General features: G+C 63.7%; 27 protein-coding genes. 18 read left to right on the top strand and 9 right to left on the bottom strand.

Features of this window, described 5'->3' with window-relative positions; translation table 11 throughout:
- Nucleotides 1-13 precede the first annotated feature (13 nt).
- Genes RTK35_RS29035 through RTK35_RS29005 form a run of 7 tightly spaced genes read right to left on the bottom strand, consistent with a single transcriptional unit; the run spans nucleotide 14 to nucleotide 4,664 of the window.
- A complete protein-coding gene (locus RTK35_RS29035; RefSeq protein ID WP_316909603.1) occupies nucleotides 14-1,417 on the bottom strand; it encodes a replicative DNA helicase in 1,404 nt (467 codons plus the stop codon).
- The gene (locus RTK35_RS29030; RefSeq protein WP_316909602.1) at nucleotides 1,414-2,220 is read right to left on the bottom strand and encodes an ATP-binding protein; all 807 of its coding nucleotides are present in this window, start codon (nucleotides 2,218-2,220) and stop codon (nucleotides 1,414-1,416) included. The genes RTK35_RS29035 and RTK35_RS29030 overlap by 4 nt, the downstream gene beginning before the upstream one ends.
- Nucleotides 2,207-2,974: a helix-turn-helix domain-containing protein gene (locus tag RTK35_RS29025; RefSeq protein ID WP_316909601.1), complete on the bottom strand. Its 768-nt coding sequence runs from the start codon at nucleotides 2,972-2,974 to the stop codon at nucleotides 2,207-2,209. The genes RTK35_RS29030 and RTK35_RS29025 overlap by 14 nt, the downstream gene beginning before the upstream one ends.
- Complete coding sequence (locus RTK35_RS29020; RefSeq protein ID WP_316909600.1) at nucleotides 2,971-3,270, bottom strand: hypothetical protein; 300 nt, start codon at nucleotides 3,268-3,270, stop codon at nucleotides 2,971-2,973. Before RTK35_RS29020 ends, RTK35_RS29025 begins: the two co-directional genes overlap by 4 nt.
- Entirely contained in the window at nucleotides 3,270-4,049 is a 780-nt protein-coding gene (locus RTK35_RS29015; RefSeq protein ID WP_316909599.1) for a phage antirepressor protein, read from the bottom strand. The genes RTK35_RS29020 and RTK35_RS29015 overlap by 1 nt, the downstream gene beginning before the upstream one ends.
- A gap of 20 nt (nucleotides 4,050-4,069) precedes the next feature.
- A complete protein-coding gene (locus RTK35_RS29010; protein WP_316909598.1) occupies nucleotides 4,070-4,348 on the bottom strand; it encodes a hypothetical protein in 279 nt (92 codons plus the stop codon).
- Nucleotides 4,341-4,664 (bottom strand): hypothetical protein, encoded by a 324-nt coding sequence (locus tag RTK35_RS29005; protein WP_316909597.1) that lies wholly within the window; start codon nucleotides 4,662-4,664, stop codon nucleotides 4,341-4,343. The genes RTK35_RS29010 and RTK35_RS29005 overlap by 8 nt, the downstream gene beginning before the upstream one ends.
- 85 nt (nucleotides 4,665-4,749) lie before the next feature.
- Between RTK35_RS29005 and RTK35_RS29000 the strand changes: the two genes are divergently transcribed.
- The 10 genes from RTK35_RS29000 (at nucleotide 4,750) to RTK35_RS28955 (ending at nucleotide 9,570) form a co-directional block, all read left to right on the top strand.
- Nucleotides 4,750-4,971: a hypothetical protein gene (locus RTK35_RS29000; protein WP_316909596.1), complete on the top strand. Its 222-nt coding sequence runs from the start codon at nucleotides 4,750-4,752 to the stop codon at nucleotides 4,969-4,971.
- A 382-nt stretch (nucleotides 4,972-5,353) separates the two neighbouring features.
- Nucleotides 5,354-6,067, top strand: coding sequence for a S24 family peptidase (locus RTK35_RS28995; RefSeq protein ID WP_410478722.1), 714 nt, complete (start codon nucleotides 5,354-5,356; stop codon nucleotides 6,065-6,067).
- A gap of 123 nt (nucleotides 6,068-6,190) precedes the next feature.
- Nucleotides 6,191-6,562, top strand: a complete 372-nt coding sequence (locus tag RTK35_RS28990; protein WP_316909594.1) for a response regulator transcription factor — start codon at nucleotides 6,191-6,193, stop codon at nucleotides 6,560-6,562.
- The gene (locus RTK35_RS28985) at nucleotides 6,563-6,793 is read left to right on the top strand and encodes a hypothetical protein (protein ID WP_279863964.1); all 231 of its coding nucleotides are present in this window, start codon (nucleotides 6,563-6,565) and stop codon (nucleotides 6,791-6,793) included.
- Nucleotides 6,793-7,059, top strand: a complete 267-nt coding sequence (locus tag RTK35_RS28980) for a hypothetical protein (RefSeq protein ID WP_279863965.1) — start codon at nucleotides 6,793-6,795, stop codon at nucleotides 7,057-7,059. Before RTK35_RS28985 ends, RTK35_RS28980 begins: the two co-directional genes overlap by 1 nt.
- Complete coding sequence (locus tag RTK35_RS28975; RefSeq protein ID WP_316909593.1) at nucleotides 7,056-7,751, top strand: hypothetical protein; 696 nt, start codon at nucleotides 7,056-7,058, stop codon at nucleotides 7,749-7,751. Before RTK35_RS28980 ends, RTK35_RS28975 begins: the two co-directional genes overlap by 4 nt.
- A 136-nt stretch (nucleotides 7,752-7,887) precedes the next feature.
- Nucleotides 7,888-8,475 (top strand): HNH endonuclease signature motif containing protein, encoded by a 588-nt coding sequence (locus tag RTK35_RS28970; RefSeq protein WP_316909592.1) that lies wholly within the window; start codon nucleotides 7,888-7,890, stop codon nucleotides 8,473-8,475.
- A complete protein-coding gene (locus tag RTK35_RS28965) occupies nucleotides 8,459-8,695 on the top strand; it encodes a hypothetical protein (protein WP_309041850.1) in 237 nt (78 codons plus the stop codon). Before RTK35_RS28970 ends, RTK35_RS28965 begins: the two co-directional genes overlap by 17 nt.
- 78 nt (nucleotides 8,696-8,773) lie before the next feature.
- Nucleotides 8,774-8,986 carry a hypothetical protein gene (locus RTK35_RS28960; RefSeq protein WP_165668965.1) on the top strand — a complete coding sequence of 71 codons (213 nt, stop codon included), beginning with the start codon at nucleotides 8,774-8,776 and terminating at the stop codon, nucleotides 8,984-8,986.
- Nucleotides 8,983-9,570, top strand: coding sequence for a hypothetical protein (locus tag RTK35_RS28955; protein ID WP_316909591.1), 588 nt, complete (start codon nucleotides 8,983-8,985; stop codon nucleotides 9,568-9,570). The genes RTK35_RS28960 and RTK35_RS28955 overlap by 4 nt, the downstream gene beginning before the upstream one ends.
- A gap of 476 nt (nucleotides 9,571-10,046) precedes the next feature.
- Here RTK35_RS28955 and RTK35_RS28950 read toward each other — a convergent pair whose 3' ends face one another.
- Nucleotides 10,047-10,538, bottom strand: coding sequence for a Panacea domain-containing protein (locus RTK35_RS28950; protein WP_316909590.1), 492 nt, complete (start codon nucleotides 10,536-10,538; stop codon nucleotides 10,047-10,049).
- Nucleotides 10,539-11,190: 652 nt separating this feature from the next.
- Here RTK35_RS28950 and rfbB point away from each other — a divergent pair.
- From rfbB to dctD, 6 genes are read left to right on the top strand one after another with little or no spacing between them, the layout of a single operon-like run.
- Nucleotides 11,191-12,255, top strand: coding sequence for a dTDP-glucose 4,6-dehydratase (gene rfbB, locus RTK35_RS28945; RefSeq protein WP_316909589.1), 1,065 nt, complete (start codon nucleotides 11,191-11,193; stop codon nucleotides 12,253-12,255).
- Complete coding sequence (rfbA, locus tag RTK35_RS28940) at nucleotides 12,252-13,124, top strand: glucose-1-phosphate thymidylyltransferase RfbA (RefSeq protein ID WP_316909588.1); 873 nt, start codon at nucleotides 12,252-12,254, stop codon at nucleotides 13,122-13,124. The genes rfbB and rfbA overlap by 4 nt, the downstream gene beginning before the upstream one ends.
- A complete protein-coding gene (rfbC, locus tag RTK35_RS28935; protein ID WP_316909587.1) occupies nucleotides 13,121-13,666 on the top strand; it encodes a dTDP-4-dehydrorhamnose 3,5-epimerase in 546 nt (181 codons plus the stop codon). Before rfbA ends, rfbC begins: the two co-directional genes overlap by 4 nt.
- A complete protein-coding gene (gene rfbD / locus RTK35_RS28930; protein WP_316909586.1) occupies nucleotides 13,663-14,529 on the top strand; it encodes a dTDP-4-dehydrorhamnose reductase in 867 nt (288 codons plus the stop codon). Before rfbC ends, rfbD begins: the two co-directional genes overlap by 4 nt.
- Before the next feature lie 47 nt (nucleotides 14,530-14,576).
- Entirely contained in the window at nucleotides 14,577-16,391 is a 1,815-nt protein-coding gene (locus tag RTK35_RS28925; protein WP_160480231.1) for an ATP-binding protein, read from the top strand.
- Nucleotides 16,388-17,764, top strand: coding sequence for a two-component system response regulator DctD (dctD, locus tag RTK35_RS28920; RefSeq protein WP_316909585.1), 1,377 nt, complete (start codon nucleotides 16,388-16,390; stop codon nucleotides 17,762-17,764). Before RTK35_RS28925 ends, dctD begins: the two co-directional genes overlap by 4 nt.
- Before the next feature lie 270 nt (nucleotides 17,765-18,034).
- On the opposite strand, the gene RTK35_RS28915 is transcribed toward dctD, so the two are convergent.
- Nucleotides 18,035-18,400: a DUF5064 family protein gene (locus tag RTK35_RS28915; protein WP_160158617.1), complete on the bottom strand. Its 366-nt coding sequence runs from the start codon at nucleotides 18,398-18,400 to the stop codon at nucleotides 18,035-18,037.
- A gap of 374 nt (nucleotides 18,401-18,774) precedes the next feature.
- Here RTK35_RS28915 and arcD point away from each other — a divergent pair, with 374 nt between their 5' ends.
- Both arcD and arcA read left to right on the top strand, forming a co-directional pair.
- Nucleotides 18,775-20,202, top strand: coding sequence for an arginine-ornithine antiporter (arcD, locus tag RTK35_RS28910; RefSeq protein ID WP_107330345.1), 1,428 nt, complete (start codon nucleotides 18,775-18,777; stop codon nucleotides 20,200-20,202).
- 18 nt (nucleotides 20,203-20,220) lie between these two features.
- On the top strand, nucleotides 20,221-21,471 hold the full coding sequence (gene arcA / locus RTK35_RS28905; protein ID WP_044405347.1) for an arginine deiminase: 1,251 nt from the start codon (nucleotides 20,221-20,223) through the stop codon (nucleotides 21,469-21,471).
- Nucleotides 21,472-21,533: the final 62 nt, after the last annotated feature.

Raw genomic sequence — 21,533 nt, 5'->3', positions numbered from 1 at the left:
CGTTTCTCATTGGTCATTCGTCGTCACCTCTGGGGTACTGACGGCCGCGGTAGGGGCGGCCCATCTCGACTTCGTCTTGGCTGAAGTCGCGGGTGAAAAGGTCAGTGAAGCGGGCGAACTGCCCTTCCTGCTGGACGTGGCAGCTGCCGAGCTTGGCCTGGCGGCCCTTGTCCAGGATCAGCTCTGTAACTCCCGCCCGGCCGGCGTCGGTGTCCATGTCGCGGTGCACGAGCACGACCATGTCGGCGTCCTGCTCGATCTGCCCGGAGTCGCGCAGCTCGCTGGCCTGGGGCCTCTTCGCAGCGCCGGCGCGCTTCGTCGACTCGCGATTGAGCTGAGCCAGCACCAGGAGCGGGATGTCGAGCTCCTTGGCTAGGTTCTTCAGGGCGGTGGAGATGGCCGCGATACGCTCGGTACGGTTGGCGCCCTCCCCAGCAATCAGGCCGATGTAATCCACCACCAGGGCGGCCAGGCCGTGCTGACGCTGCACCTTGCGCGCCTCAGACCGAATCCGCGCCACGCTCAGTGATGAGCGGTCGCAGAGGTACAGCGGCGCATTGACCAGCTTATTCACCGAATTGGTGAGCCTCGGCCAGTCCTCGTCCTGCATCTTCGACGCATCGTCCAGACGCGGTAGCGGGATGCCACCAACCGAGGCCAGCGAGCGCTGTACCAGCTCCTCCTTGGTCATCTCCAGGGAGAACACCAGCGACACGCCGGAGCCGCTTACTGCCACGTTCTGGGCGATCTGCAGGCCCAGCGTCGTCTTGCCAGAGCCAGGCCGGCCGGCGATCACCACCATGGACTTCTTGCGCAGGCCACCGCCCAGCAGCTCGTCGAGCGCGCTCAGCCCCGTAGAGAGCTTCGGCACGATCTGCCCATTGAATCCGGCGTCGATGCGGTCAACCTCTGCCGGCAGCAACTCACCGATACGCACCACGTCCTGCTCGGTGCCGTCGATGTCCCGCAAGTCGGCCACTGCCTGCTGGGCCCTCGCCACGATCTCGGCCAAGGTGCCGCCAGCCGTTGCGGCTTCCTGGACAGCCCGGCCGGCGTCGACGACCTGGCGCAGGACGCCCAGCTTGCGCAGATGCTCCGCATAGGCCTTCCAGTTCGCCGCCGAAGGCACGTCTCGCGTGATCTCGGCGGCGTAGGTCATGGTCAGCTCGCCATCCGGCAGCAGCCGGCTGACGATCCCGACCGTCACCGGGTCCAGAGGCATACCCTGGTTGTAGGCCTCGCGCAGTGCCCGCAGCAGGGCGACGTTGTTGTCGAAAGCAAAGTCCTGATCGGTCACGGCATCAAGCGCCTGCTCCACCACCTGCAGATCGCCCTGCAGGCTGCTGAGCATGATCGCGCCCAAGACACCGTGTTCGGCTTCCAGGCTGTAAAGCTCAGGGCTCAGGTACTGGCTCATGCATCCCTCCTTGCGGAGTCCCACGTGAAGCGCACAAGCCGGCTGGAACCTTGGCGCAACCGATCCAGCGCACGGTCGCCGATGAACCGAGGCAGGTCCTCAAGAGTCACGTTGCTGATCACGATGGTGGGCAGCACCTGCTGATAGCGACGGTCGATCACCTCGTGGAGCAGACCCGGCCCGAAGTCGCCAGTGCTGACCTGGACGCCGACTTCGTCGATGACCAGTAGATCCACGCTCGCCAACTCGTCCAGGACGTCGCGCTCGCTGAGCCTGCTGGACTTCGCGAACGTTGCCTTAACAGCCCTGGCGATCTCGCTGGCCGTCGTGAGGATGGCGCTGGCGGTGAACTGCCGGATCACGCTCTGCACGATGGCGCTGGCCAGATGGGTCTTGCCGGTGCCGAGGTTGCCCAGCAGCAACTGGGACCGGCCTTCCTGCATCACCGCATCGAACTCTTCGGCGTAGCTGCGGCACCGCTCAAGCGCAGTGCGCTTGGCCTGGTCGTCAGCGATGAAGGTGTCGAACGTGCATCCCCTGAAGCGCGGGGTGATGCCGCTCTCGATCAGGCGCTGGTTGACGATCTCGGCCCGGCGCTCGTTGCGCGCCACGTTCCGCACCTTCTCGTCGACGTGGCGCCAGTTGAGCGCCTGCCATTGGCACTGCTGGCAAGGGGCAGCCTTCCAGCCGCCATCGAATTGCTCCACCAGCCAGGACTCGTACTGCCCGTGCTCAGGGCAGACCGTAAACATGGGTTCCCCGCGCTTCTTCGCCGGGGGCTTCAGGAAGCTAGAATCGGCCATCGGGGTTCTCCTGGCTGGGCTTGTGGGATGGGAGGTTGGTCAGGGTGCTGCCAGTTGCACCGGGGCCTGGCTTGATGAGCCAATCGACCTCCAAGCCTTTCCAACCCCGCTCGATGGCCTTGCTGAGCGCCGCGTCGGGTGAAAACCCGACCTTGGCCAAGGCAGCCAAGGTCTTGGCAATTCCCTTCCAGGCTCGTTCGGTGAGCCTGGCCTTCACGTCACGGCGATGCGCCAGGTAGTCCCGAGCAACCTCGATGCTCAGCCGAGGTAGCGAATCGACCATCTCCTCAGCGGTGACCACTCGAGATTTCGCGTCACCCTTTGGGTGGCGTATAGCTTTTCGGTTTATTGACGGATCAATGACGGATTGGGTGCAGCTGGTGCACCCCGTAGCGTCTTCATTTGCACCCCGTTCGGTCTTCATTTGCACCCCGTCGACCTCAACGGGGTGCACCATATGCACCCGGCTCATTACGATGTCGTAGACAACCGGTCGGCGATCAGGGCGGTCTATATAGGCGGCAGCGATAGCCTGGTTACCCCGGCGTATCACTCCCAGCTTCTCGAGGGCGTCGAGCTTGTAGCGGACCGTACGCTCCGACAGTCCTGTGTCCTCCGAAAGGCTGGATGCGGAAGGGAAGGAGCCCCTCCCGTCCTTGTCGGCGTAGTTGGCGAGGCACAGAAGAACGTGGCGGGTCGTGGCGTCGGTAACAACCTGCTGCTCAAGGGCCCAGGTCATGGACTGAATGCTCATTTGGCGCGCCCCAGTGCACGAACTGCGCTCTCCAGGCGGCGGCGGGCGTTGTAGACCTGACGACGTGCGAGGTCGCGGCGCTCATTGGCGGCCGCAGTGAACTCGACCACGCCACGGAACGCCTCGGCATAGGGGTTGAAGTTGCCCTCCGGCCGGCCGTGGGCGCGGAAGTAGGTGTCGTACATGGCGCGGATCTCGGCGCGAGCCTGCCGGAGGCCGCGCTCAGCCTCGACCAGGTCGATACCGGCGCGAGCCACTCGCTCCATGAGCTGCTTAGTCTTCTCGAAATTTTTCATTAGATGGTCCCCCCGGTGTGCTTGGCCTGCGTGAAGCGGCCATCCCATGTGGATTTCATGGCCAGCTTTTGCTGCATGTAGAGCTGGTGCAGACGCTGGGCGCCGGCCAGGAGCAGTTGCAGGTCGTACTTGATGAAGGCTTCACCACCCTCCGGCGAGATCTTCCGGGGGCGCTCGGTGAGGTACTTGTCACGGACACGGCTGGCTACGCGGTAGCGAGGAGTGCCGTTCTCCCCGCGGTTCTCGTCGTAGAGCCAGCCAATCTCGAGCAGGGTGCTGTTCACGCGAGAGCAGTTCACGCCGTTCAAACGCTTGCAGAACTGTGTGGGCGTCTCGCCGGAAAGGAACAGCGACTCCAGGCTGGCGATGGTTTCGGCCTGCCTCTGGTTCTCCAACTGCAGGGCAGCGGCACGCTCCTCCAGGTCTGCAGCAAGGCGAAGTGCCTCCGCCCTGGTACGAGGAACGGTGTATCCAGGGGCCCCAAGCTGCGCCTCCAAGGCTGTCATGTGGTCGAATACGGCAGCTTGAAGGTCGTAGCTGTACGACATCGCCATCAGGCAGGACTCGCGCTTGGGGAAACGGTAGCCGCGGCGGGGTCGCCCGTAGCTGTCAGGGAGATCGGCTAGAAAATCAGCCGATCTCTTTCCGAGCACTTCGGGCACCTTCGCAAGGAAGTTCTTGTGMAGAATGGCTTGCTGTTCGCGGTGGCTGTTGATGAAGTCGACCAGTTCGAGGCTGGTCATGGTGGCGGCATCGCCGCCCGTGACGATGCTCTTCATTTGCTCTCCGATTCGGGCGGCTATCCAGAACTGGTTGCGCCAGTGAGACTTTGTCCTAACGCTGGCACCTGCAGATCTTCCAGCAGCGCGCTCAGGTCTTCCTGGGCGCACTTGGAGATAGTGAGAATGGCGAAATGGATGGAGGCCTGGCCCTGTACGCTGAGTCGGGGACCAGGCTCTGACCCTTCGTAGGCGGCGTCCTCAGACAGGATTTCTGCCAGCGATCCAATGGTGAAAATGCCTTCTTGCAGGCGTTCTGCCAACGCCTGAGATTCGCTGCGGATGGGGCGATTAACCATGAGCCACCTCCGCGCTTTGGGCGGACGTTCCGAGGCCCTGAAGCTCTTTAAGCTGGACGGTGAACACATCAGCCATTGCGTCCAGCCCTTCGCATACGTACTCGGCAGCCTTCATCCCTGCTCGGCAGAGCTGGCGGATGTGCTGCGTCGAGTCCATATCGCGGTCGATTGCCCGGAGAACTGAGATCAGTTCACGTGCACTGAGCAGCTCGAGTCGCATGCATTCGACGGCGTCGAATGCAATCTCTACTGCCGACTGGGGCTCCTGCGCCTCTTGCTTCTCGGGGGTCTCTTTGGTAACTTCGAGATGTGACATTTCCTCGCTCCTCAATAGCGATGAAGTACAAACCACTCGCGGTAACGAGTGGAGAAGAGAACCCGCCCGGCAAGGCGGGTTTTTTATGCCTGCTGAAAAAGTTGAGCAGGCGATATGCTTGCAGTTCGCTGCTTATTCAGAATCCATGCAGGCCGCTACTTGCTGGGCGGTTTCCACCGACGGTGTAAACCTGATGACGGCCTTCAAAGAACTCAAAAGAACTCCTCGCTTCAGAAAAGAAGCCATCTCAAAGCGCCATATCTCATGCCAAGCACTGTTCAAAAAAACAGGTAGATTCGGCGCTTAATTCACGGTGTCAGATTCAGTAGCCTTTTCATCAAGGCTGGCCGGGGCTCTCGATGCTGTTGAGAGAAGCCACTCGGAGGTGAACGTTCCGGCGGCGGCGGCGAGATTCTTGGCGTGCCTCGTTTCTCCGGTGTACTCGGTGCGCGGCAACTTTCCCGCTGCAATCCATTTGTTCACCGCTCTCGGGCTAACTCCGCAAATCTTTGCCGCGCTGGAAGACCCTCCGACCGCCTCTACAGCTGTCTTGATTGCGCTCATAGAAACACCAATTAGGACCAACGGTACCAGTTGAACAGGAACTGAAAGTCCCGTCAAGCTCAAGGATAATGGAACCCATGGTACTTTCATACGACAACAATGGCCGGCTCGCCTTTGCAGCTCGCATACGCGAGGCAGCAAAGCGCGCGAACCTGCCGTCGCGAGGTCTTGCGGCGCTACTTGCGCGAGAGACTGGGGTGACCAATAAAGCAGCACAGAAATGGCTGAATGGAGACTCCACTCCTAGTAATGAGCGCGTCATCAAGATCGCTGCCCTACTGCGAGTTGACCTGCCATGGCTTGTCTGGGGGGGTGATGAGCTGGCCGCCAAGCCGGCAGTTATGGAAGAGCAAAAAGCAATTCCAGGAGTACTCCCCGTTTCAGTTTTTGATGAGGCCCTCCCCCCAGAAGAGGATGAGGTTGAGGTGCCATTTTTTGAGGAGGTTGAGCTTTCGGGCGGGCTTGGACGCACTGCAGTAGAGGTTAGCGAGTCTCAGAAATTGAGATTCCCGAAATCTACCCTCCGAACTGCAGGGGTCCAATTTGATCGTGTTGTCTGCGTTAGAGTATCCGGCAACAGCATGTCGCCTGTGCTTCCTCACGGCAGTATTGTCGCCGTTGATCGAGGCACGACCTCCATCGTAGACGGAAAGGTCTATGCCATCTCCCAGGATGGTCAGCTACGAATAAAATCCCTCTATAGGGCTCCAAATGGCGGGTTGAGAGTTCGCAGCTTCAACCATGCCGAGCACCCTGATGAGTCCTATTCGAGAAGTGAAATTGAGGAGTTCTCAATTGAAGTACTTGGCAGAGTGTTTTGGGCTGAAATGTTCATGTAGCCCGGGTCCGATGGAAACCGCCGCATGGCGGTTTTTTTTCGCGCCGAATTGGTACCAATGGTTCTTGACAGAAAAAAACAGCGGGCGCAATCTAGCTGAAACGGGAACCAATGGTACCTTTTCATGGATCGCACAATTACCGCTCACGGCTGGAAAGGAAGTCTTGATTGTGGCATTGCCGAGCGCGAGCTTCGCTGCCTGCTTGCAATAGCTGCTGGCGAGACAGACAAACAGGCGGCTCTCGAAGCAGGCATTTCGCCTCGCACCGTAAAGGGCGCAATCGAACGTGTGATGCATAAGCTTCACACCTACAAGCGCACCGCACTGGTAGCCGAGGCGTTCCGGCGCGGCATCATCGCTCCAGCTCTGTGCATGGTCATCGCTCTCCTGATGGGCCTTCAGCACAATCCCAGCGCCGTCAGGCGCCCCAGCGCACCACGCCGCATCGAGACCTTCAGCGCTGTCCGCCGCATCGAATCGGCAGTGGTGGCGTAGATGGCCTGGAACCCGGACAGCCTCGACCTCCTCGCCCTGGACCTGCAGGAGCAACTGCGCGACATCGGCGCCTTCTGCAACCACTGGAACCGGCCGGCGCAACGCGCCTTTGCCGAGTACCTGCAGGCACTGTGCAAGCCGATTGAGTCGGTCACCGTTGCCGAGCTGCAGGCCGCCGCCAACCACTCCGAAGAGGTGGTGCGCCGCCTCGCCAGCCGAGGTGACCTGTGATGCTCAAGACCATCGCCCTGCTTGCCGCCGCCATGCTGTGGCTCTTCCTCGCCGCCGTCATGGCCCACCAGCTGGCACCGCTCATGCTCACCAGCGGCCGGCCCGAGCTGGTCCTGCTGGCCTTCCTGCTTCCCCCCGCGTGGCTGGTCGTGGGATTGGCCGCCTATATCAAAATCGCCGACTACGGATGGCGGGAGCGCTGGGAGGCACCGCTGCCCCCTGACGCCTTCGACCAGCCAGCGCTGGCCGTGAGGTGCTGGTCATGACAAGCCGTTCCTTCCTCCCCATGAAGCCCGAGCATCTGGATCGCTTGGCTGAGCTCTTTTCCATGCAGCACCTGAAGCCCAGGACACTCCTCTTGGTTGCGAGGCGACTGTCCAGGCAGGCAGACCTGCGCGGTCCCCTGGAGATCTACAGCGAGACCAAGAAGGCCCTTGAAGCGGATCACAGCTTCCAGGCGCGACTCATGCTCAAGGACTGGGAAGCCTGGTGGAAAGGTGTGCGGACGTCGACCGAAGAGACTCGGCGCGCGCTCGGTAAGTGGCTGCTGGGGGCTGAGTCCCTGCGGCTGTTCTCCGATCTCAGCTACTCGGACTTGTGCGACTGCCTCGGTATCAATCCGGTGCACCGCGTTGACCTCGATCCGGCGCCGAAGCCTGGGCGGCTCCTCTGGGACCTGTGCTTCGTCCACGGCCTGGAAGACAGCGCGGCGAGCATGAGCGGCCGCCGGCAAAGAGACTCGAAGGATGGGCCGCTGTTCCACTGCCTGCTGACCATCATGATCGACAACATGGACAAGATGCCCGATCCGTTCGCCCCGGGCGGGCCGTTCTACGGCATCCCCACCCGCCGCCTCTACCAGGACGGCACGCAAACGATCCAGCGGCCGGCCCTGGTGGTGCACAGCAATGACGGCAGCAGCAGGACCATCGAGCGCGCGCCGGAGGTGGTGAAGTGAACAAACCAGCTTTGTGCCAAGGCGAACAATGAAGGCTCGATGGAGTGATCAGGAGGTCGAGCTTCTTCGCGAACTATGGCGAAAACTCTCGGCGCCTGAAGTGGCAAGTAAGTTGGGGCGCTCGCTCCAGTCAGTCATGAGCAAAGCGAGCAGCCTAAACCTGGGGAAGCGCCGGTGGACGACTGAAGAAGACGACCTCCTCAGGCGGCTTTACCCCACCAGCGAAATTATTGCGATCTGTGCGGCCCTCGGAAGAACCCACGCAGCCATAAATGTGCGTGCGGCCTTGATCGGGGTTAAACGGGTTGATAGCCCAGAACGGCGTGAATCATGGCGAAAGCACAGCGCATACATGAAACAGCGCCGGCAAAAGGGGATGAGGAACTCCACGGCTCTCCCGATTGGAAGCCAGGCCCTGCATGGCGGGAAAGCATACCGGAAGGTATCCGACACAGGCGATTCGAATGTGGATTGGAAGCTTGCGCATAGGGTTATCTGGGAAGAAGCACACGGCCCCATTCCGGATGGGTGCGTTGTGGTTTTCCGAGATGGGAACCAGGCCAATCTGGAGCTGGGTAACCTGGAGTTGATCACGACGGCGGAAAAGATGCGGCGCCATTCGATTGCTCGATATCCAAGCGATATTCATGGGGCAGCGGTTGCGCTGGGGCGTTTCAAGTCGAAGTTAAAGAAGCTGGAGGCAGCGGATGAAGAACTTGAATGAACTGAGAGAGATCCTGGGTAGAACCATGGAAGGGGTGCTCAGCGGGAGTGTAAGTGTCGAGCAGGCAAAGGCTGTCGCAGCGGTTGCGTCCGAAGTGAACACTACCGCCAAGCTTGAGGTTGATATGGCGAGGGCTACAGACGGGGACTTCAAAGGAAGTGGCTTCCTTGATGTCGACCCTGCTCCGCGACCGAAGGGCATAGGCGTGGATCGCCACTAGAAGTACGCAACAAAGACGCAGCGCTACGAAATTGATCCCTTTTAAACGTAGCGCGCAACGAAACACAGGAGGCACCCCATGACGGGCGAACGAATCCTTGAGTTCGAAGACCTGCAGAGGATCACAGGCTACACCAGGCGATCCGACGTCGAGCGCAGCATGCGCGCCCAGGGCATCAAGCTGTTCCTTGGACGAAAGGGGCCCTGGACTACGATTGACCTTATCAACGACGCCGGCGGCATCAAGGCCGCCTCGCAGCCCGATGGCTACAACCCGGACATCCTTGGATGAAGAGCGGCAGGAAGCGGCAGCACAACCCCAACATACCTGGCCACATTGACCAGGCCGCCCTCCCCCGTGGTGTCTACTTCGACCACCGTGGGAGCGGCACCTGGTACATGCTGTCCTTCAATGAGGCCGGCCGGCGCCAGCGGAAGAACCTCTGCGCAGCTGACGTCACGCTGTCGGAGCTCCACAAGCTGGTCGAGGAGATCCACGGCGTGGATCGCGACAGCCTGACCTACCTGTGGGCTGCATGGGACGCGGCCAAGGAGTACAGGGCTGCGGTGTGGAAGGAAAAGGCCATGCCTGTGCCAATCCAGGCAGACAAGCGGCGCCTGATTGTCGCCGCCCACGGCGGGGCCCTGCAGAAGTCGAGCCTGGACTCCGCCTGGTGGCGGTTCATCGACGGCGCGCTGGCCGAGGGGATCATCTCCGAAGAGGAGCGCTTTGGCCTGCACGACCTGAAGCGGCGCGGCATCACGGACACGGCTGGCACGAGGGGTGAGAAGCAGCAGGCATCCGGGCACCGAAGCGAGGCGATGCTGGACGTCTACGACCTCAGCCTGCCAGTGGTGAACCCGGCCGCTGATTGAGCTATGCAGCAAAAAGCCCCGCTGTAGCCGGGGCTTTTTGTAGAGGTGCTGCCTTAGAGGATCCGTTTAAACCGAACCTCAAATGCCATGATTCCTAAGGAAGCGCTTGATCTTCTGCTTCACATGTCTCGACACGTCAAAGCCCGCTCGCACTTGATTGAAGACTTCGAAGGCCATCAAGTCGTGCGGCGTGACCTCACCACTATCAACCTTGCCGTCAAGCCTAGCGGCATCCATTACCACTGCATGCTCGTACACAACCCAACTGTCTCGGTTGACGAATCGGTGGCAACCAGGCGCCAGTATGCATGCCGGATCATGATACAGACCAGGCTTAAGGCTAGTTATGTTGACAGTTAAAACCCCGTCATACCCATGCTCATGGGAATAAACGGGGTCATTCATAACGACGTGAAGATGATTAACCGGCCCGCTCAGTATTAGCAGCGTTCCTTGCCGAAATACATTCCCTGGCATTAGATCAACTCAGAAACGACTCGTCCTAGCTGCTTGCGCTCATTGATTTCACGTGCGGCGGCATCGGCCTGCGCCTCGGTACGTCCCAAAGCGACGAACGTGGTGCGAGGGTTGATGGGGCGCGAAGAGCGCCCAGGGTCTACCCACTCGGGTAGATTGCTGTGGGTGTAATCCACAAGCTGCCATCTCTCCATTCGGCCGAAGCGCTGCCAAACCTGCTCCAAAATGTCGAGGTCTGCTTCCGAAAGCTCATCCAGCTCGTCAAAGGAATGAAGAGGTCGACTGAGGCTAACTTCGTATCGGGCGTCAGGCGAAACCCAGCTACGCCATTCAGGAGACTCGATCTGGCCGGTGATCAGGTTGAGAGTGGTGGACAACACTGGCCCGTGCGGCATGGAAACATGACTGTCACAAGACATGGTGCTGTTGTACCTATCCATCGACTCACGATCTGCTAAATAAAGCAGCTTCATGAGCTTCAGGTAGGCCATTTCCCCACCTCGGCGGCTCAAAAAGTAAGCCGCCATTTGGGCTACTTTTAGCTCACTGAAGATCACGTTTATACCTCTCGATCCCGGGTCCATGGGAATGGCTTGAAAATGGGCGCGAATTATGTGCTTGTCAATATCTATGTCAAGCAAACCTCAGCATCGTTCAAGCCACTGCTTGTCTTATCCGACGAACGAATCATACCCCATTACTGGTTGTTTGTACAGTATCAGGGAGCGCAAGGGCTCTGCTTCTCGCTGCCTTTAGCCCTTCGCGCGAAACCAGGCCAGAGTCTGCGAACCGGCCGGTAATTCGATTTATCCACAGGCTTCCGAGGCGGTTTTATCGCGTACAATGAAATCTGCCCCCCTTGGAAATGTTGCTTTTGGTGGGTGGTGTCGACGTACAATGCTTTGAGCTAAGTGCCTGATTTACTTGTTAAGAGGCTTTGACTTGTAATCAGTAGGTCCCGGGTTCGATTCCTGGTGCCGGCACCATCTTTTAAAGCCCCGCTATTGCGGGGCTTTTTGCTATCCGGCCAGCGCACTTCCCCGGACATCCGGCTTCGCCCACCAAAGGACTTGGAAGGCCCTGCACAATCCACGACCATAGGCCGTTCGCGGCTCATACCCCACGTCACAACAGGTCCACGACATGCGCATCCTTATCACCGGCGGAGCCGGTTTCATCGGTTCGGCCCTCGTCCGACACCTGCTGAACGAGACGGACCATGAGGTCCTCAACCTCGACAAGCTGACCTACGCGGGCAACCTGGAATCGCTGGCCAGCATCGAAGGCCATCCCCGCTACCGCTTCCTCAAGGCCGATATCGCCGACAGCGAAGCAGTAAGCCGTGCACTGGCCCAGTTCCAGCCGGACGCCATCATGCACCTGGCCGCCGAGTCCCATGTGGACCGCTCCATCGATGGCCCGGCGGCCTTCATCCAGACCAACATCGTCGGCACCTATGCCCTGCTGGAAAGCACCCGCGCCTACTGGTCGTCCCTGAACGCCGAGCGCAAGGCAGCCTTCCGCTTCCACCACATTTCCACCGACGAGGTGTATGGCGACCTGCATGGTGTGGACGACCTGTTCACCGAGACCACGCCCTACGCCCCCAGCTCGCCCTACTCCGCGAGCAAGGCCGCGTCCGACCACCTGGTCCGTGCCTGGCACCGCACCTATGGCCTGCCGGTGCTGCTGACCAACTGCTCGAACAACTACGGCCCCTATCACTTCCCCGAGAAGCTGATCCCGTTGATGATCCTCAACGCCCTCGAAGGCAAGCCGCTGCCGGTCTACGGCGATGGCCTGCAGGTACGCGACTGGCTGTTCGTCGAGGATCACGCCCGCGCCCTGGTGGAGGTGGTGACCCGTGGCCAGGTGGGCGAGACCTACAACATCGGCGGCCACAACGAGCAGAAGAACATCGAGGTGGTGCGCGGCATCTGCACCCTGCTGGAAGAGCTGGCCCCGGCCAAGCCCGCCGGCATCGCCCGTTTCGAGGACCTGATCACCCACGTCAAGGACCGCCCGGGCCACGACCTGCGCTACGCCATCGACGCCGGCAAGATCGAGCGGGAACTGGGCTGGAAACCCCAGGAGACCTTCCACAGCGGCCTGCGCAAGACCGTTCAGTGGTACCTCGACAATCTGGAATGGTGCCGCCACGTACAGGACGGCAGCTATCAACGCGAACGGCTGGGAGCCCACGCATGAAAGGCATCATCCTCGCGGGGGGCTCCGGCACCCGTCTGCACCCCATCACCCTCGGCGTGTCCAAGCAGCTGCTGCCGATCTACGACAAGCCGATGATCTACTACCCCCTCTCGGTGCTGATGCTCGCCGGCATTCGCGAAATCCTGGTCATTTCCACCCCCCAGGACCTGCCGCAGTACCGCAACCTGCTGGGCGATGGCAGCGCCTTCGGCGTCAGTCTCGAGTACGCCGAACAGCCCTCGCCGGATGGCCTGGCCCAGGCCTTCCTGATCGGCGAAGACTTCATCGGCAGCGACTCGGTGTGCCTGATCCTCGGCGACAACATCTTCCACGGCCAGCACTTCACCGAGAAGCTCAAGCGCGCAGCCAGTGGTGACAAGGGCGCGACCGTATTCGGCTATTGGGTCAATGACCCGGAGCGCTTCGGCGTTATCGAGTTCGATGCGCAAGGCCAGGCCCTTTCCATCGAGGAGAAGCCCGCCAAGCCCAAGTCCAGCTATGCCGTTACCGGGCTGTACTTCTACGACAACGACGTGATCCGGATCGCCAAGGCCGTGAAGCCCTCGTCGCGTGGTGAGCTGGAGATCACCGACGTCAACAATGCCTACCTCGCACGCGGTGATCTGCGGGTGGAAAAACTCGGCCGCGGCTTCGCCTGGCTCGACACCGGCACCCACGACAGCCTGCTGGAAGCCGCCCAGTACGTGCAGACCATCGAGCACCGCCAGGGGCTCAAGGTGGCCTGCCTGGAAGAGATCGCCTACCAGAACGGCTGGATCGACAAGACGCTGCTGTTGGAGCGGGCCAAGGCCTTCGGCAAGACCGGCTACGGCCAGTACCTCTTCAAGCTGGCGGGAGAACAGGCATGAACGTCATCAAGACCGACCTGCCGGACGTACTGATCCTCGAACCCCGCGTCTTCGGCGACGAGCGCGGCTTCTTCATGGAAAGCTTCAACGCCCGCACCTTCGAGGAGGCCACCGGCCTCCAGCGCACTTTCGTCCAGGACAACCACTCCCGCTCGCAGAAGGGCGTGCTGCGCGGCCTGCACTATCAGCTGCAGCAACCTCAGGGCAAGCTGGTGCGGGTCACCGCCGGCGAGGTGCTCGACGTCGCCGTCGACATCCGCCGCAGCTCGCCCACCTTCGGTCGCTGGGTCGGCGTGCACCTGTCCGCCGAGAACAAGCGCCAGCTCTGGGTTCCGGAAGGTTTCGCCCACGGCTTCGTGGTGCTCAGCGAGTTCGCCGAGTTCCTCTACAAAACCACCGACTACTACGCCCCGGCCCATGAACGCTGCATCCGCTGGGATGACCCGACGCTCGCCATCGACTGGCAACTGGGCGAAGCCCCCCAGCTCTCCACCAAGGACCAGGCCGGCGTGCGCCTGGAGGACGCCGAGGTGTTCCCGTGAAGATCCTCGTCACCGGCCACAGCGGCCAGGTCGCCCGTGAACTGGCCCTGGCCCTCGCCGGCCAGGGCGAACTGCTGATCCTGGGCCGCGACCGTCTCGATCTTGCCGACAGCGAGGCCATCCGCCAGCGGGTCCGTGCCGAGCGCCCGGAGCTGATCATCAACGCCGCCGCCCACACCGCCGTGGATCAGGCCGAGAGCGAGCCCGAGGCCGCCTTCGCCCTCAATGCCACTGCCCCCGGCGTGCTGGCCGAAGAGGCCGCTGCCCTGGGCGCGCCGCTGATCCACTACTCCACCGACTACGTCTTCGATGGCTGCAAGACCGCGCCCTACACCGAGGACGACCTGCCCAACCCGCTGGGCGTCTATGGCCGCAGCAAGCTGGCCGGGGAAGAGGCGATCCGCGCGGTGGGCGGTGCACACCTGATCCTGCGCACCAGCTGGGTCTATTCCCTGCACGGGCGCAACTTCCTGCTCACCATGCAGCGCCTGCTGCAGGAGCGCGAACAGCTGAACGTGGTGGACGACCAGATCGGCGCGCCCACCTGGGCCGGCGACATCGCCACCGCCACCGCTGCCCTGATCCAGCGCTGGCAACAAGGCCGCCAGGCCTGGGGCACCTACCACTTCACGGCCGGCGGCGAGACCTCCTGGTTCGGTTTCGCCAGCGCCATCGCCGAGACGCTCAAGGCCCAAGGCAAACCCTGCGCCCGCCTGGAGCCCATCCCTAGCAGCGCCTACCCGACGCCCGCCCAACGGCCGCTCAACTCGCGACTGGACGGCAGCAAGCTGCGGCGCGACTGGGACGTCGCCCTGCCCGACTGGCGCCAGGGGCTGGAGGCGTGCCTGCGCCACCCTCGCTGAGCCCGCCGGTGTCATAATGCGCCCCACCCCGGGCGCATCCTGACACCATGACCGCGAACACCCTCCCCTATCGACCCCGCTGGCGCAGCCTCGTGCTGCTGGCACTGGTGCTCGCGCCCCTGCTCTGGCCCGCGCACCACCTGGCCGACCGCTACTACAACCGCACCCTGGCCGAGCAGAACCGGCAGACCCTCGACCTCTACGTCGCCAACCTGCTGGGCACCCTGCGCCGCTTCGAGGTGCTGCCGCCGATCCTCGCCGACCTCCCGGCCCTGCGCGAACAACTGGCCGCCCCGCAGGACAAGGCCCGCCTGGACGCCGCCAATCGCCTGCTGAGTGAGGTGCGCGAGGAAACCGGGGCCGACGTCATCTACCTGATGAACCCAGAAGGCCGCACCCTCAGCTCCTCCAACTGGGACAAGGCCGACAGCTTCGTCGGCCGCGACTTCTCCTTCCGCCCCTACTTCCGCGAAGCCCTGCAGGGTCGCCAGGGGCGCTTCTTCGGCCTCGGCACCACCTCCGGCAAGCGCGGCTACTTCTACGCCAGCCCGGTGCTGGAGCAGGGCCGGGTGATCGGCATCCTGGTGGTCAAGGTCGACCTGGACGACGCCGAAACCCTCTGGGGCAACACCCCCGAGCAACTGATGGTCACCGACGGCAACGGCGTCGCCATCATCACCTCCCGCCCCCAGTGGCGCTTCCACGCCACCCGTGAGCTGGACGCCGCCGAGCGCGCCGCCATCGCCGCCAACCAGCCCTACCCGACCCAGGTGCCCGAGCCCCTGCGCCTGCGCAGCCAGGACTGGATCACCCAGAGCCGCGAACTGCAGGAAACCGGCTGGACCGTCAGCATCCTCGCCCCGCGCCTGCTCATCGACCGCCAGGTGCGCACCACCGACGCCATCGTCGCCGCCACCCTGCTCGCCCTGCTGCTGCTCATCGGCCTGATGATGCAGCGCCGCCGGCACTACCTCGACCGTATCGCCCTCGACGCCCGCGCCCGCCAGGAGCTGGAAGCCCGCGTGCAGGAGCGCACCCGCGACCTGGAGGCCCTGAACAACCGCCTCAAGGACGAAGTGCTCGAACGCGAGCAGGCCCAGCAGGAGCTGGTGCGCGCCCAGGACGAACTGGTGCAGTCCGGCAAGCTCTCCGCCCTCGGCACCATGTCCGCCAGCATCAGCCACGAGCTCAACCAGCCCCTGGCGGCCATCCGCAGCTACGCCGACAACGCCGTGGTGCTGCTCGACCACCAGCGCCATGACGACGCCCGCGCCAACCTCAACCTGATCAGCGAACTGACCGGGCGCATGGCCTCGATCATCGCCCACCTGCGTGCCTTCGCCCGACGCGACCGCCACGCCCCCGAGAGCGTCGCCCTGCAGCCGGCGGTGGACGACGCCCTCGCCCTGCTGGCCAAGCGCCGCCGCGCCATGGACGTGGAGCTGGTCCGCGACCTGCCCGAGGCCCAGCTCTGGGTCCAGGCCGGCGAAACCCGCCTGCGCCAGGTGCTGGGCAACCTCCTGGCCAACGCCCTCGACGCCCTGGGCGAGAAGCCCCAGCCGCGGCGCATCTGGATCAGTACCGCCGCACCCGAACCCGGCATCGTCGAACTGCACCTGCGGGACAACGGCCCCGGCTTCAGCGCCGAGGCCCTGCAACGGGCCCGTGAACCCTTCTTCACCACCAAGACCAGCGCCCAGGGCCTGGGGCTCGGCCTGGCCATCTGCGACAGCCTCATGCGCGCCCTGGGTGGCGAGCTGCTGTTCGACAACCACCCCGAAGGGGGCGCCCTGCTGACCCTGCGCCTGCGCACCGCCGTACCCGGCGCCAACCCTCTGTCGCCCGAGGACATCGCCTCATGACCGTACCCCTCGACCCCACCGTCCAGGTCCTGCTGATCGACGACGACCCGCACCTGCGCCAGGCCCTCAGCCAGACCCTCGACCTGGCCGGCCTCAAGGTCGCCAGCCTGGGGGATGCCAAGGGCGTCGCCGAGGCCCTCGACCCCGACTGGCCCGGCGTGGTGGTCAGCGACATCCGCATGCCCGGCATCGACGGCCTCGAGTTGCTGCGCCAGCTCCACGCCCGCGACCCGCAGTTGCCGGTGCTGCTGATCACCGGCCACGGCGACGTGCCCCTGGCCGTGCAGGCCATGCGCGCCGGCGCCTACGACTTCCTGGAGAAACCCTTCGCCAGCGACGACCTGCTGGACAGCGTGCGCCGCGCCCTCGACCTGCGCCGCCTGGTGCTGGAGAACCGCAGCCTGCGCCTGGCCCTCTCCGACCGGCAGCAGCTCAGCGCCCGCATCATCGGCCAGTCCGCCGCCAGCCAGCGCCTGCGCGACCAGGTCGGCGCCCTCGCCGCCACCCAGGCCGACGTGCTGATCCTCGGCGAGACCGGGGCCGGCAAGGAGGTGGTCGCCCGCGCCCTGCACGACCTGTCGAGCCGGCGCGACGGCCCCTTCGTCGCCATCAACGCCGGCGCCCTGGCCGAATCGGTGGTGGAAAGCGAGCTGTTCGGCCACGAGCAAGGCGCCTTCACCGGCGCCACCAAGCGCCGCATCGGCAAGTTCGAGTACGCCAACGGTGGCACGCTGTTCCTCGACGAGATCGAGAGCATGAGCCCCGATGTCCAGGTCAAGCTGCTGCGCCTGCTGCAGGAGCGGGTGGTGGAGCGCCTCGGGGCCAACCAGCTGATCCCGCTGGACATCCGCATCATCGCCGCCACCAAGGAAGACCTGCGCCAGGCCGCCGACCAGGGCCGCTTCCGCGCCGACCTCTACTACCGCCTCAACGTCGCCAGCCTGCGCATCCCGCCGCTGCGCGAGCGGGGCGAAGACATCCTCCTGCTGTTCCGCCACTTCGCCGAAGCCGCCTCGGCCCGCCACGGCGGCCAGCCGCGCCCGCTGGACGCCGGCCAGCGCGCCACCCTGCTGGCCCACAACTGGCCGGGCAACGTGCGCGAACTGCAGAACGCCGCGGAACGCTTCGCCCTGGGCCTGGACCTGGCGCTGGACAACAGCGCGCCGGAGGTGCCCCTCAGCGGAGGCGGCCTCAGCGAACAGGTGGAAGCCTTCGAGAAGGCCCTGATCCAGGCCGAGCTGGCCAACCCCCACAGCTCCATGCGCAGCCTGGCGGAAGCCCTCGGCCTGCCGCGCAAGACCCTCTCGGACAAGCTGCGCAAGCACAACCTGGCCTTCATCGGCGGAAATCCGAACGACGACGCCGAGGGCTAGGCGGAAAACCGCCCAGCGCCACACGCGCTCTGCAGCCACAGGGCACGCCGGGCAAGGGTTTCAGCCATGGAATGGGCCTGGCACAGCCCTTGCTCAGTCGCACGTGCCCGGCACGCGCCGGGCCTGGGCACCCGCCACCGGCCGGCGCCCACCCGCAACGGCCACAAGCCGCCAGCGGGTCACTCCCTCGATCGGCTGCCCTGCAGCCAGGCGCCGGGCCACACGCCTGCCGTCACCGGTGAAGAGCCCGGCCATCCGCCGGGCTCTTCGTCACTCCTCCCGCTCCCGCAGGAATCGCTCCAGGTCCACCGGCGTCCCCGGTGCCGCGTGCAGCTGCGCGCGCAGGTCATCGAACACCCGCACGTAGTCCCGGTGATGGGCCAGGGGTTCGAGCGCGCCCGGTGCCAGGCCGTGCCGTCGCAGGCAGCGGCAGGTGCGGTGGAGGAAGTTGTAGGCCACGTCGCGGTGCAGACGGAAGCGATCCTGGAAGGGCTGGCCACTGACCTCGCCGACCAGGTCGAAGTGCACATAGGGGCCGTCGTCGTCCTGACGCAGTGCGTAGTCCAGGTCGAAGCGATAGGCCGGGAACGCGCCCAGCGCCTCACTGCGGATATCCAGGTGTCCGGGGCGGAACATCATTCACCTCCACCGATGTCGAGAAGTCGGGGGATGCCCTGTCCCTGGGCCTGCTTATAGCGGAACGCAATTACCGCCTCGTAGCGTCATTCCCTTCGGCAGCAAGGCGAAACCGCTCACCCGCGCCGTGACCAATCCCCGCAACTTGAATTGAAATGAAAACCGTCTAGCTTGAATCGGACGCTGCTCCAGGGAAGGCCAAAAGCCCCGCCAATCGCGGCTCGCAGTCCTTCATGGAAAGCTGTCGAGCTGTTCAGGTTTTCTGTCGGAAATTGTTCCTCGCACATCGTTAGCTGGCTATTGACCCACGTCATCACTCTTCCATGAAAGGAAGAGCCAACTAAGCACAGTTCCTACTCGAATGGAGGTGCAAGATGTCAGACTCCACGCACAAACTCCGACTTGGCGCGCTCGTCGCCCTGGTGGTCGGTTCCATGATCGGCGGCGGGATCTTCTCCCTGCCCCAGAACATGGCAGCCAGTGCAGATGCCGGCGCGATCCTCATCGGCTGGGCGATCACCGCCGTCGGCATGCTGACCCTGGCGTTCGTCTTCCAGACCCTGGCCAACCGCAAGCCCGACCTCGACGGCGGCGTCTACGCCTATGCCAAGGCCGGCTTCGGCGACTACATGGGCTTCTCCTCGGCCTGGGGCTACTGGATCAGCGCCTGGCTGGGCAACGTCGGCTACTTCGTCCTGCTGTTCGGCACCCTCGGCTACTTCTTCCCGATCTTCGGCGAGGGCAACACGCCCGCTGCCATCGTCGGCGCCTCGGTGGTGCTCTGGGCGGTGCATTTCCTGGTGCTGCGCGGCATCCGGGAAGCGGCCTTCATCAACCTCGTGACCACCATCGCCAAGGTGGTGCCGCTGTTCCTGTTCATCCTCATCTGCCTGTTCGCCTTCAAGCTGGACATCTTCACCGCTGACATCTGGGGCACCAAGAACCCCGAGCTGGGCAGCGTGATGAACCAGGTGCGCAACATGATGCTGGTCACCGTCTGGGTGTTCATCGGCATCGAAGGCGCGAGCATCTTCTCCGCCCGTGCCGAGAAGCGCAGCGATGTCGGCAAGGCCACCATCCTCGGCTTCGTCATCGTGCTGCTGTTGCTGGTGCTGGTGAACGTGCTGTCCCTCGGCATCATGACCCAGCCGGAACTGGCCCAGCTGAAGAACCCCTCCATGGCGGCCGTGCTGGAGCACGTGGTGGGGCACTGGGGCGCGGTGCTGATCAGCGTCGGCCTGGTGGTCTCGCTGGTGGGGGCGCTGCTGTCCTGGGTGCTGCTGTGTGCGGAGATCCTCTTCGCCGCCGCGAAGGACCACACCATGCCGGAGTTCCTGCGTCGCGAGAACGCCAACCACGTTCCCGCCAACGCGCTCTGGCTGACCAACGCCATGGTGCAGCTGTTCCTCATCGTCACGCTGTTCAACAACAGCACCTACCTTTCGCTGATCTACCTGGCCACCTCGATGATCCTGGTGCCGTACTTCTGGTCCGCCGCCTACGCCGTGCTGCTGCCGCTGCGGGGCGAGACCTACGAGCAGGACGCCAGCGAGCGCGGCAAGGACCTGGCCATCGCCGGCCTCGCCCTGGTCTACGCCACCTGGCTGCTGTACGCCGGCGGCGTGAAGTACCTGCTGCTCTCGGCGCTGCTCTACGCCCCCGGCGCCATCCTCTTCGCCAAGGCCAAGCATGAACTCGGCCAACCGGTATTCACCCCTGTCGAGAAGCTGATCTTCGCCGCCGTCGTCATCGGCGCGCTGGTAGCGGCCTATGGCCTCTACGACGGCTTCCTGACCCTCTGATCCGCAAGGAGACCTGCCATGTCCAACGTCAAACTCGGCGTCCACTCCGAAGCCGGCAAACTGCACAAAGTGATGGTTTGCTCCCCGGGCCTCGCCCACATGCGGCTGACCCCGAACAACTGCGACGAACTGCTGTTCGACGATGTCATCTGGGTCAACCAGGCCAAGCGCGACCACTTCGACTTCGTCACCAAGATGCGCGAGCGCGGCATCGAGGTGCTGGAGATGCACAACCTGCTCACCGACATCGTGCAGAACCCCGAGGCCCTGAAGTGGATCCTCGACCGCAAGATCACCCCCGACCAGGTCGGCGTCGGCTTGGTCAACGAAGTGCGCGCCTGGCTCGAAGAGCAGGAGCCGCGCAAGCTCGCCGAATACCTGATCGGCGGCGTCGCCGGCTCCGACCTGCCGGACAGCGAAGGGGTCAGCGCGATCAAGATGTACCGCGACTACCTGGGCCACTCCAGCTTCATCCTGCCGCCGCTGCCCAACACCCAGTTCACCCGCGACACCACCTGCTGGATCTACGGCGGCGTCACGCTCAATCCCATGTACTGGCCGGCGCGACGCCAGGAAACCCTGCTGACCACCGCCATCTACAAATTCCACCCGCAGTTCACCGGCGCCGACTTCGAAGTCTGGTACGGCGACCCGGACAAGGACCACGGCATGGCCACCCTCGAAGGCGGCGACGTGATGCCCATCGGCAACGGCGTGGTGCTCATCGGCATGGGCGAGCGCACCTCGCGCCAGGCCATCGGCCAACTGGCGCAGTCGCTGTTCAGCAAGGGCGCGGCGCAGAAGATCATCGTCGCCGGCCTGCCCAAGTCCCGCGCCGCCATGCACCTGGACACCGTGTTCACCTTCTGCGACCGCGACCTGGTGACCATCTTCCCGGAAGTGGTGCGCGAGATCGTGCCCTTCATCCTGCGTCCGGACGAGAGCCGCCCCTACGGCATCGACATCCGCCGCGAAGAGAAGCACTTCGTCGACGTGGTCGCCGAGTCCCTCGGCCTCAAGCAACTGCGCGTTGTGCAGACCGGCGGTGACAGCTTCGAGGCCGAACGCGAGCAATGGGACGACGGCAACAACGTGGTCTGCCTGGAGCCCGGCGTGGTCATCGGCTACGACCGCAACACCTACACCAACACCCAGCTGCGCAAGGCGGGTGTCGAGGTGGTCACCATCAGTGCCAGCGAACTCGGCCGCGGCCGCGGCGGTGGCCACTGCATGACCTGCCCGATCCTGCGCGACCCGATCGACTACTGAGACCAGGCGGCGGCCGTCACCCACGACCGCCCCCGCCCCGCCGACGCCACGAGCAGTACAGG

This window comes from Pseudomonas sp. zfem003 (assembly GCF_032621675.1).
Taxonomy (GTDB): Bacteria; Pseudomonadota; Gammaproteobacteria; order Pseudomonadales; family Pseudomonadaceae; genus Metapseudomonas; species Metapseudomonas otitidis.
This window is presented reverse-complemented; position numbering and strand designations above follow the sequence as displayed.

Bases quoted from the DNA above. Each gene is read 5' to 3' on its own strand.
- rfbA (WP_316909588.1), top strand. From the start codon at position 12,252: ATGAAAGGCATCATCCTCGCGGGGGGCTCCGGCACCCGTCTGCACCCC.
- RTK35_RS28925 (WP_160480231.1), top strand. From the start codon at position 14,577: ATGACCGCGAACACCCTCCCCTATCGACCCCGCTGGCGCAGCCTCGTG.
- RTK35_RS28990 (WP_316909594.1), top strand. From the start codon at position 6,191: ATGGATCGCACAATTACCGCTCACGGCTGGAAAGGAAGTCTTGATTGT.
- arcD (WP_107330345.1), top strand. From the start codon at position 18,775: ATGTCAGACTCCACGCACAAACTCCGACTTGGCGCGCTCGTCGCCCTG.
- RTK35_RS29005 (WP_316909597.1), bottom strand. From the start codon at position 4,664: ATGTCACATCTCGAAGTTACCAAAGAGACCCCCGAGAAGCAAGAGGCG.
- RTK35_RS28985 (WP_279863964.1), top strand. From the start codon at position 6,563: ATGGCCTGGAACCCGGACAGCCTCGACCTCCTCGCCCTGGACCTGCAG.
- RTK35_RS28975 (WP_316909593.1), top strand. From the start codon at position 7,056: ATGACAAGCCGTTCCTTCCTCCCCATGAAGCCCGAGCATCTGGATCGC.
- dctD (WP_316909585.1), top strand. From the start codon at position 16,388: ATGACCGTACCCCTCGACCCCACCGTCCAGGTCCTGCTGATCGACGAC.
- RTK35_RS29000 (WP_316909596.1), top strand. From the start codon at position 4,750: ATGCCTGCTGAAAAAGTTGAGCAGGCGATATGCTTGCAGTTCGCTGCT.
- RTK35_RS29025 (WP_316909601.1), bottom strand. From the start codon at position 2,974: ATGAGCATTCAGTCCATGACCTGGGCCCTTGAGCAGCAGGTTGTTACC.
- RTK35_RS29035 (WP_316909603.1), bottom strand. From the start codon at position 1,417: ATGAGCCAGTACCTGAGCCCTGAGCTTTACAGCCTGGAAGCCGAACAC.
- RTK35_RS28980 (WP_279863965.1), top strand. From the start codon at position 6,793: ATGCTCAAGACCATCGCCCTGCTTGCCGCCGCCATGCTGTGGCTCTTC.
- RTK35_RS28950 (WP_316909590.1), bottom strand. From the start codon at position 10,538: ATGGCCTACCTGAAGCTCATGAAGCTGCTTTATTTAGCAGATCGTGAG.
- RTK35_RS29030 (WP_316909602.1), bottom strand. From the start codon at position 2,220: ATGGCCGATTCTAGCTTCCTGAAGCCCCCGGCGAAGAAGCGCGGGGAA.
- rfbC (WP_316909587.1), top strand. From the start codon at position 13,121: ATGAACGTCATCAAGACCGACCTGCCGGACGTACTGATCCTCGAACCC.
- RTK35_RS28955 (WP_316909591.1), top strand. From the start codon at position 8,983: ATGAAGAGCGGCAGGAAGCGGCAGCACAACCCCAACATACCTGGCCAC.
- rfbB (WP_316909589.1), top strand. From the start codon at position 11,191: ATGCGCATCCTTATCACCGGCGGAGCCGGTTTCATCGGTTCGGCCCTC.
- RTK35_RS28915 (WP_160158617.1), bottom strand. From the start codon at position 18,400: ATGTTCCGCCCCGGACACCTGGATATCCGCAGTGAGGCGCTGGGCGCG.
- RTK35_RS28965 (WP_309041850.1), top strand. From the start codon at position 8,459: ATGAAGAACTTGAATGAACTGAGAGAGATCCTGGGTAGAACCATGGAA.
- RTK35_RS28970 (WP_316909592.1), top strand. From the start codon at position 7,888: ATGAGCAAAGCGAGCAGCCTAAACCTGGGGAAGCGCCGGTGGACGACT.
- RTK35_RS28960 (WP_165668965.1), top strand. From the start codon at position 8,774: ATGACGGGCGAACGAATCCTTGAGTTCGAAGACCTGCAGAGGATCACA.
- RTK35_RS29020 (WP_316909600.1), bottom strand. From the start codon at position 3,270: ATGAAAAATTTCGAGAAGACTAAGCAGCTCATGGAGCGAGTGGCTCGC.
- RTK35_RS29010 (WP_316909598.1), bottom strand. From the start codon at position 4,348: ATGGTTAATCGCCCCATCCGCAGCGAATCTCAGGCGTTGGCAGAACGC.
- arcA (WP_044405347.1), top strand. From the start codon at position 20,221: ATGTCCAACGTCAAACTCGGCGTCCACTCCGAAGCCGGCAAACTGCAC.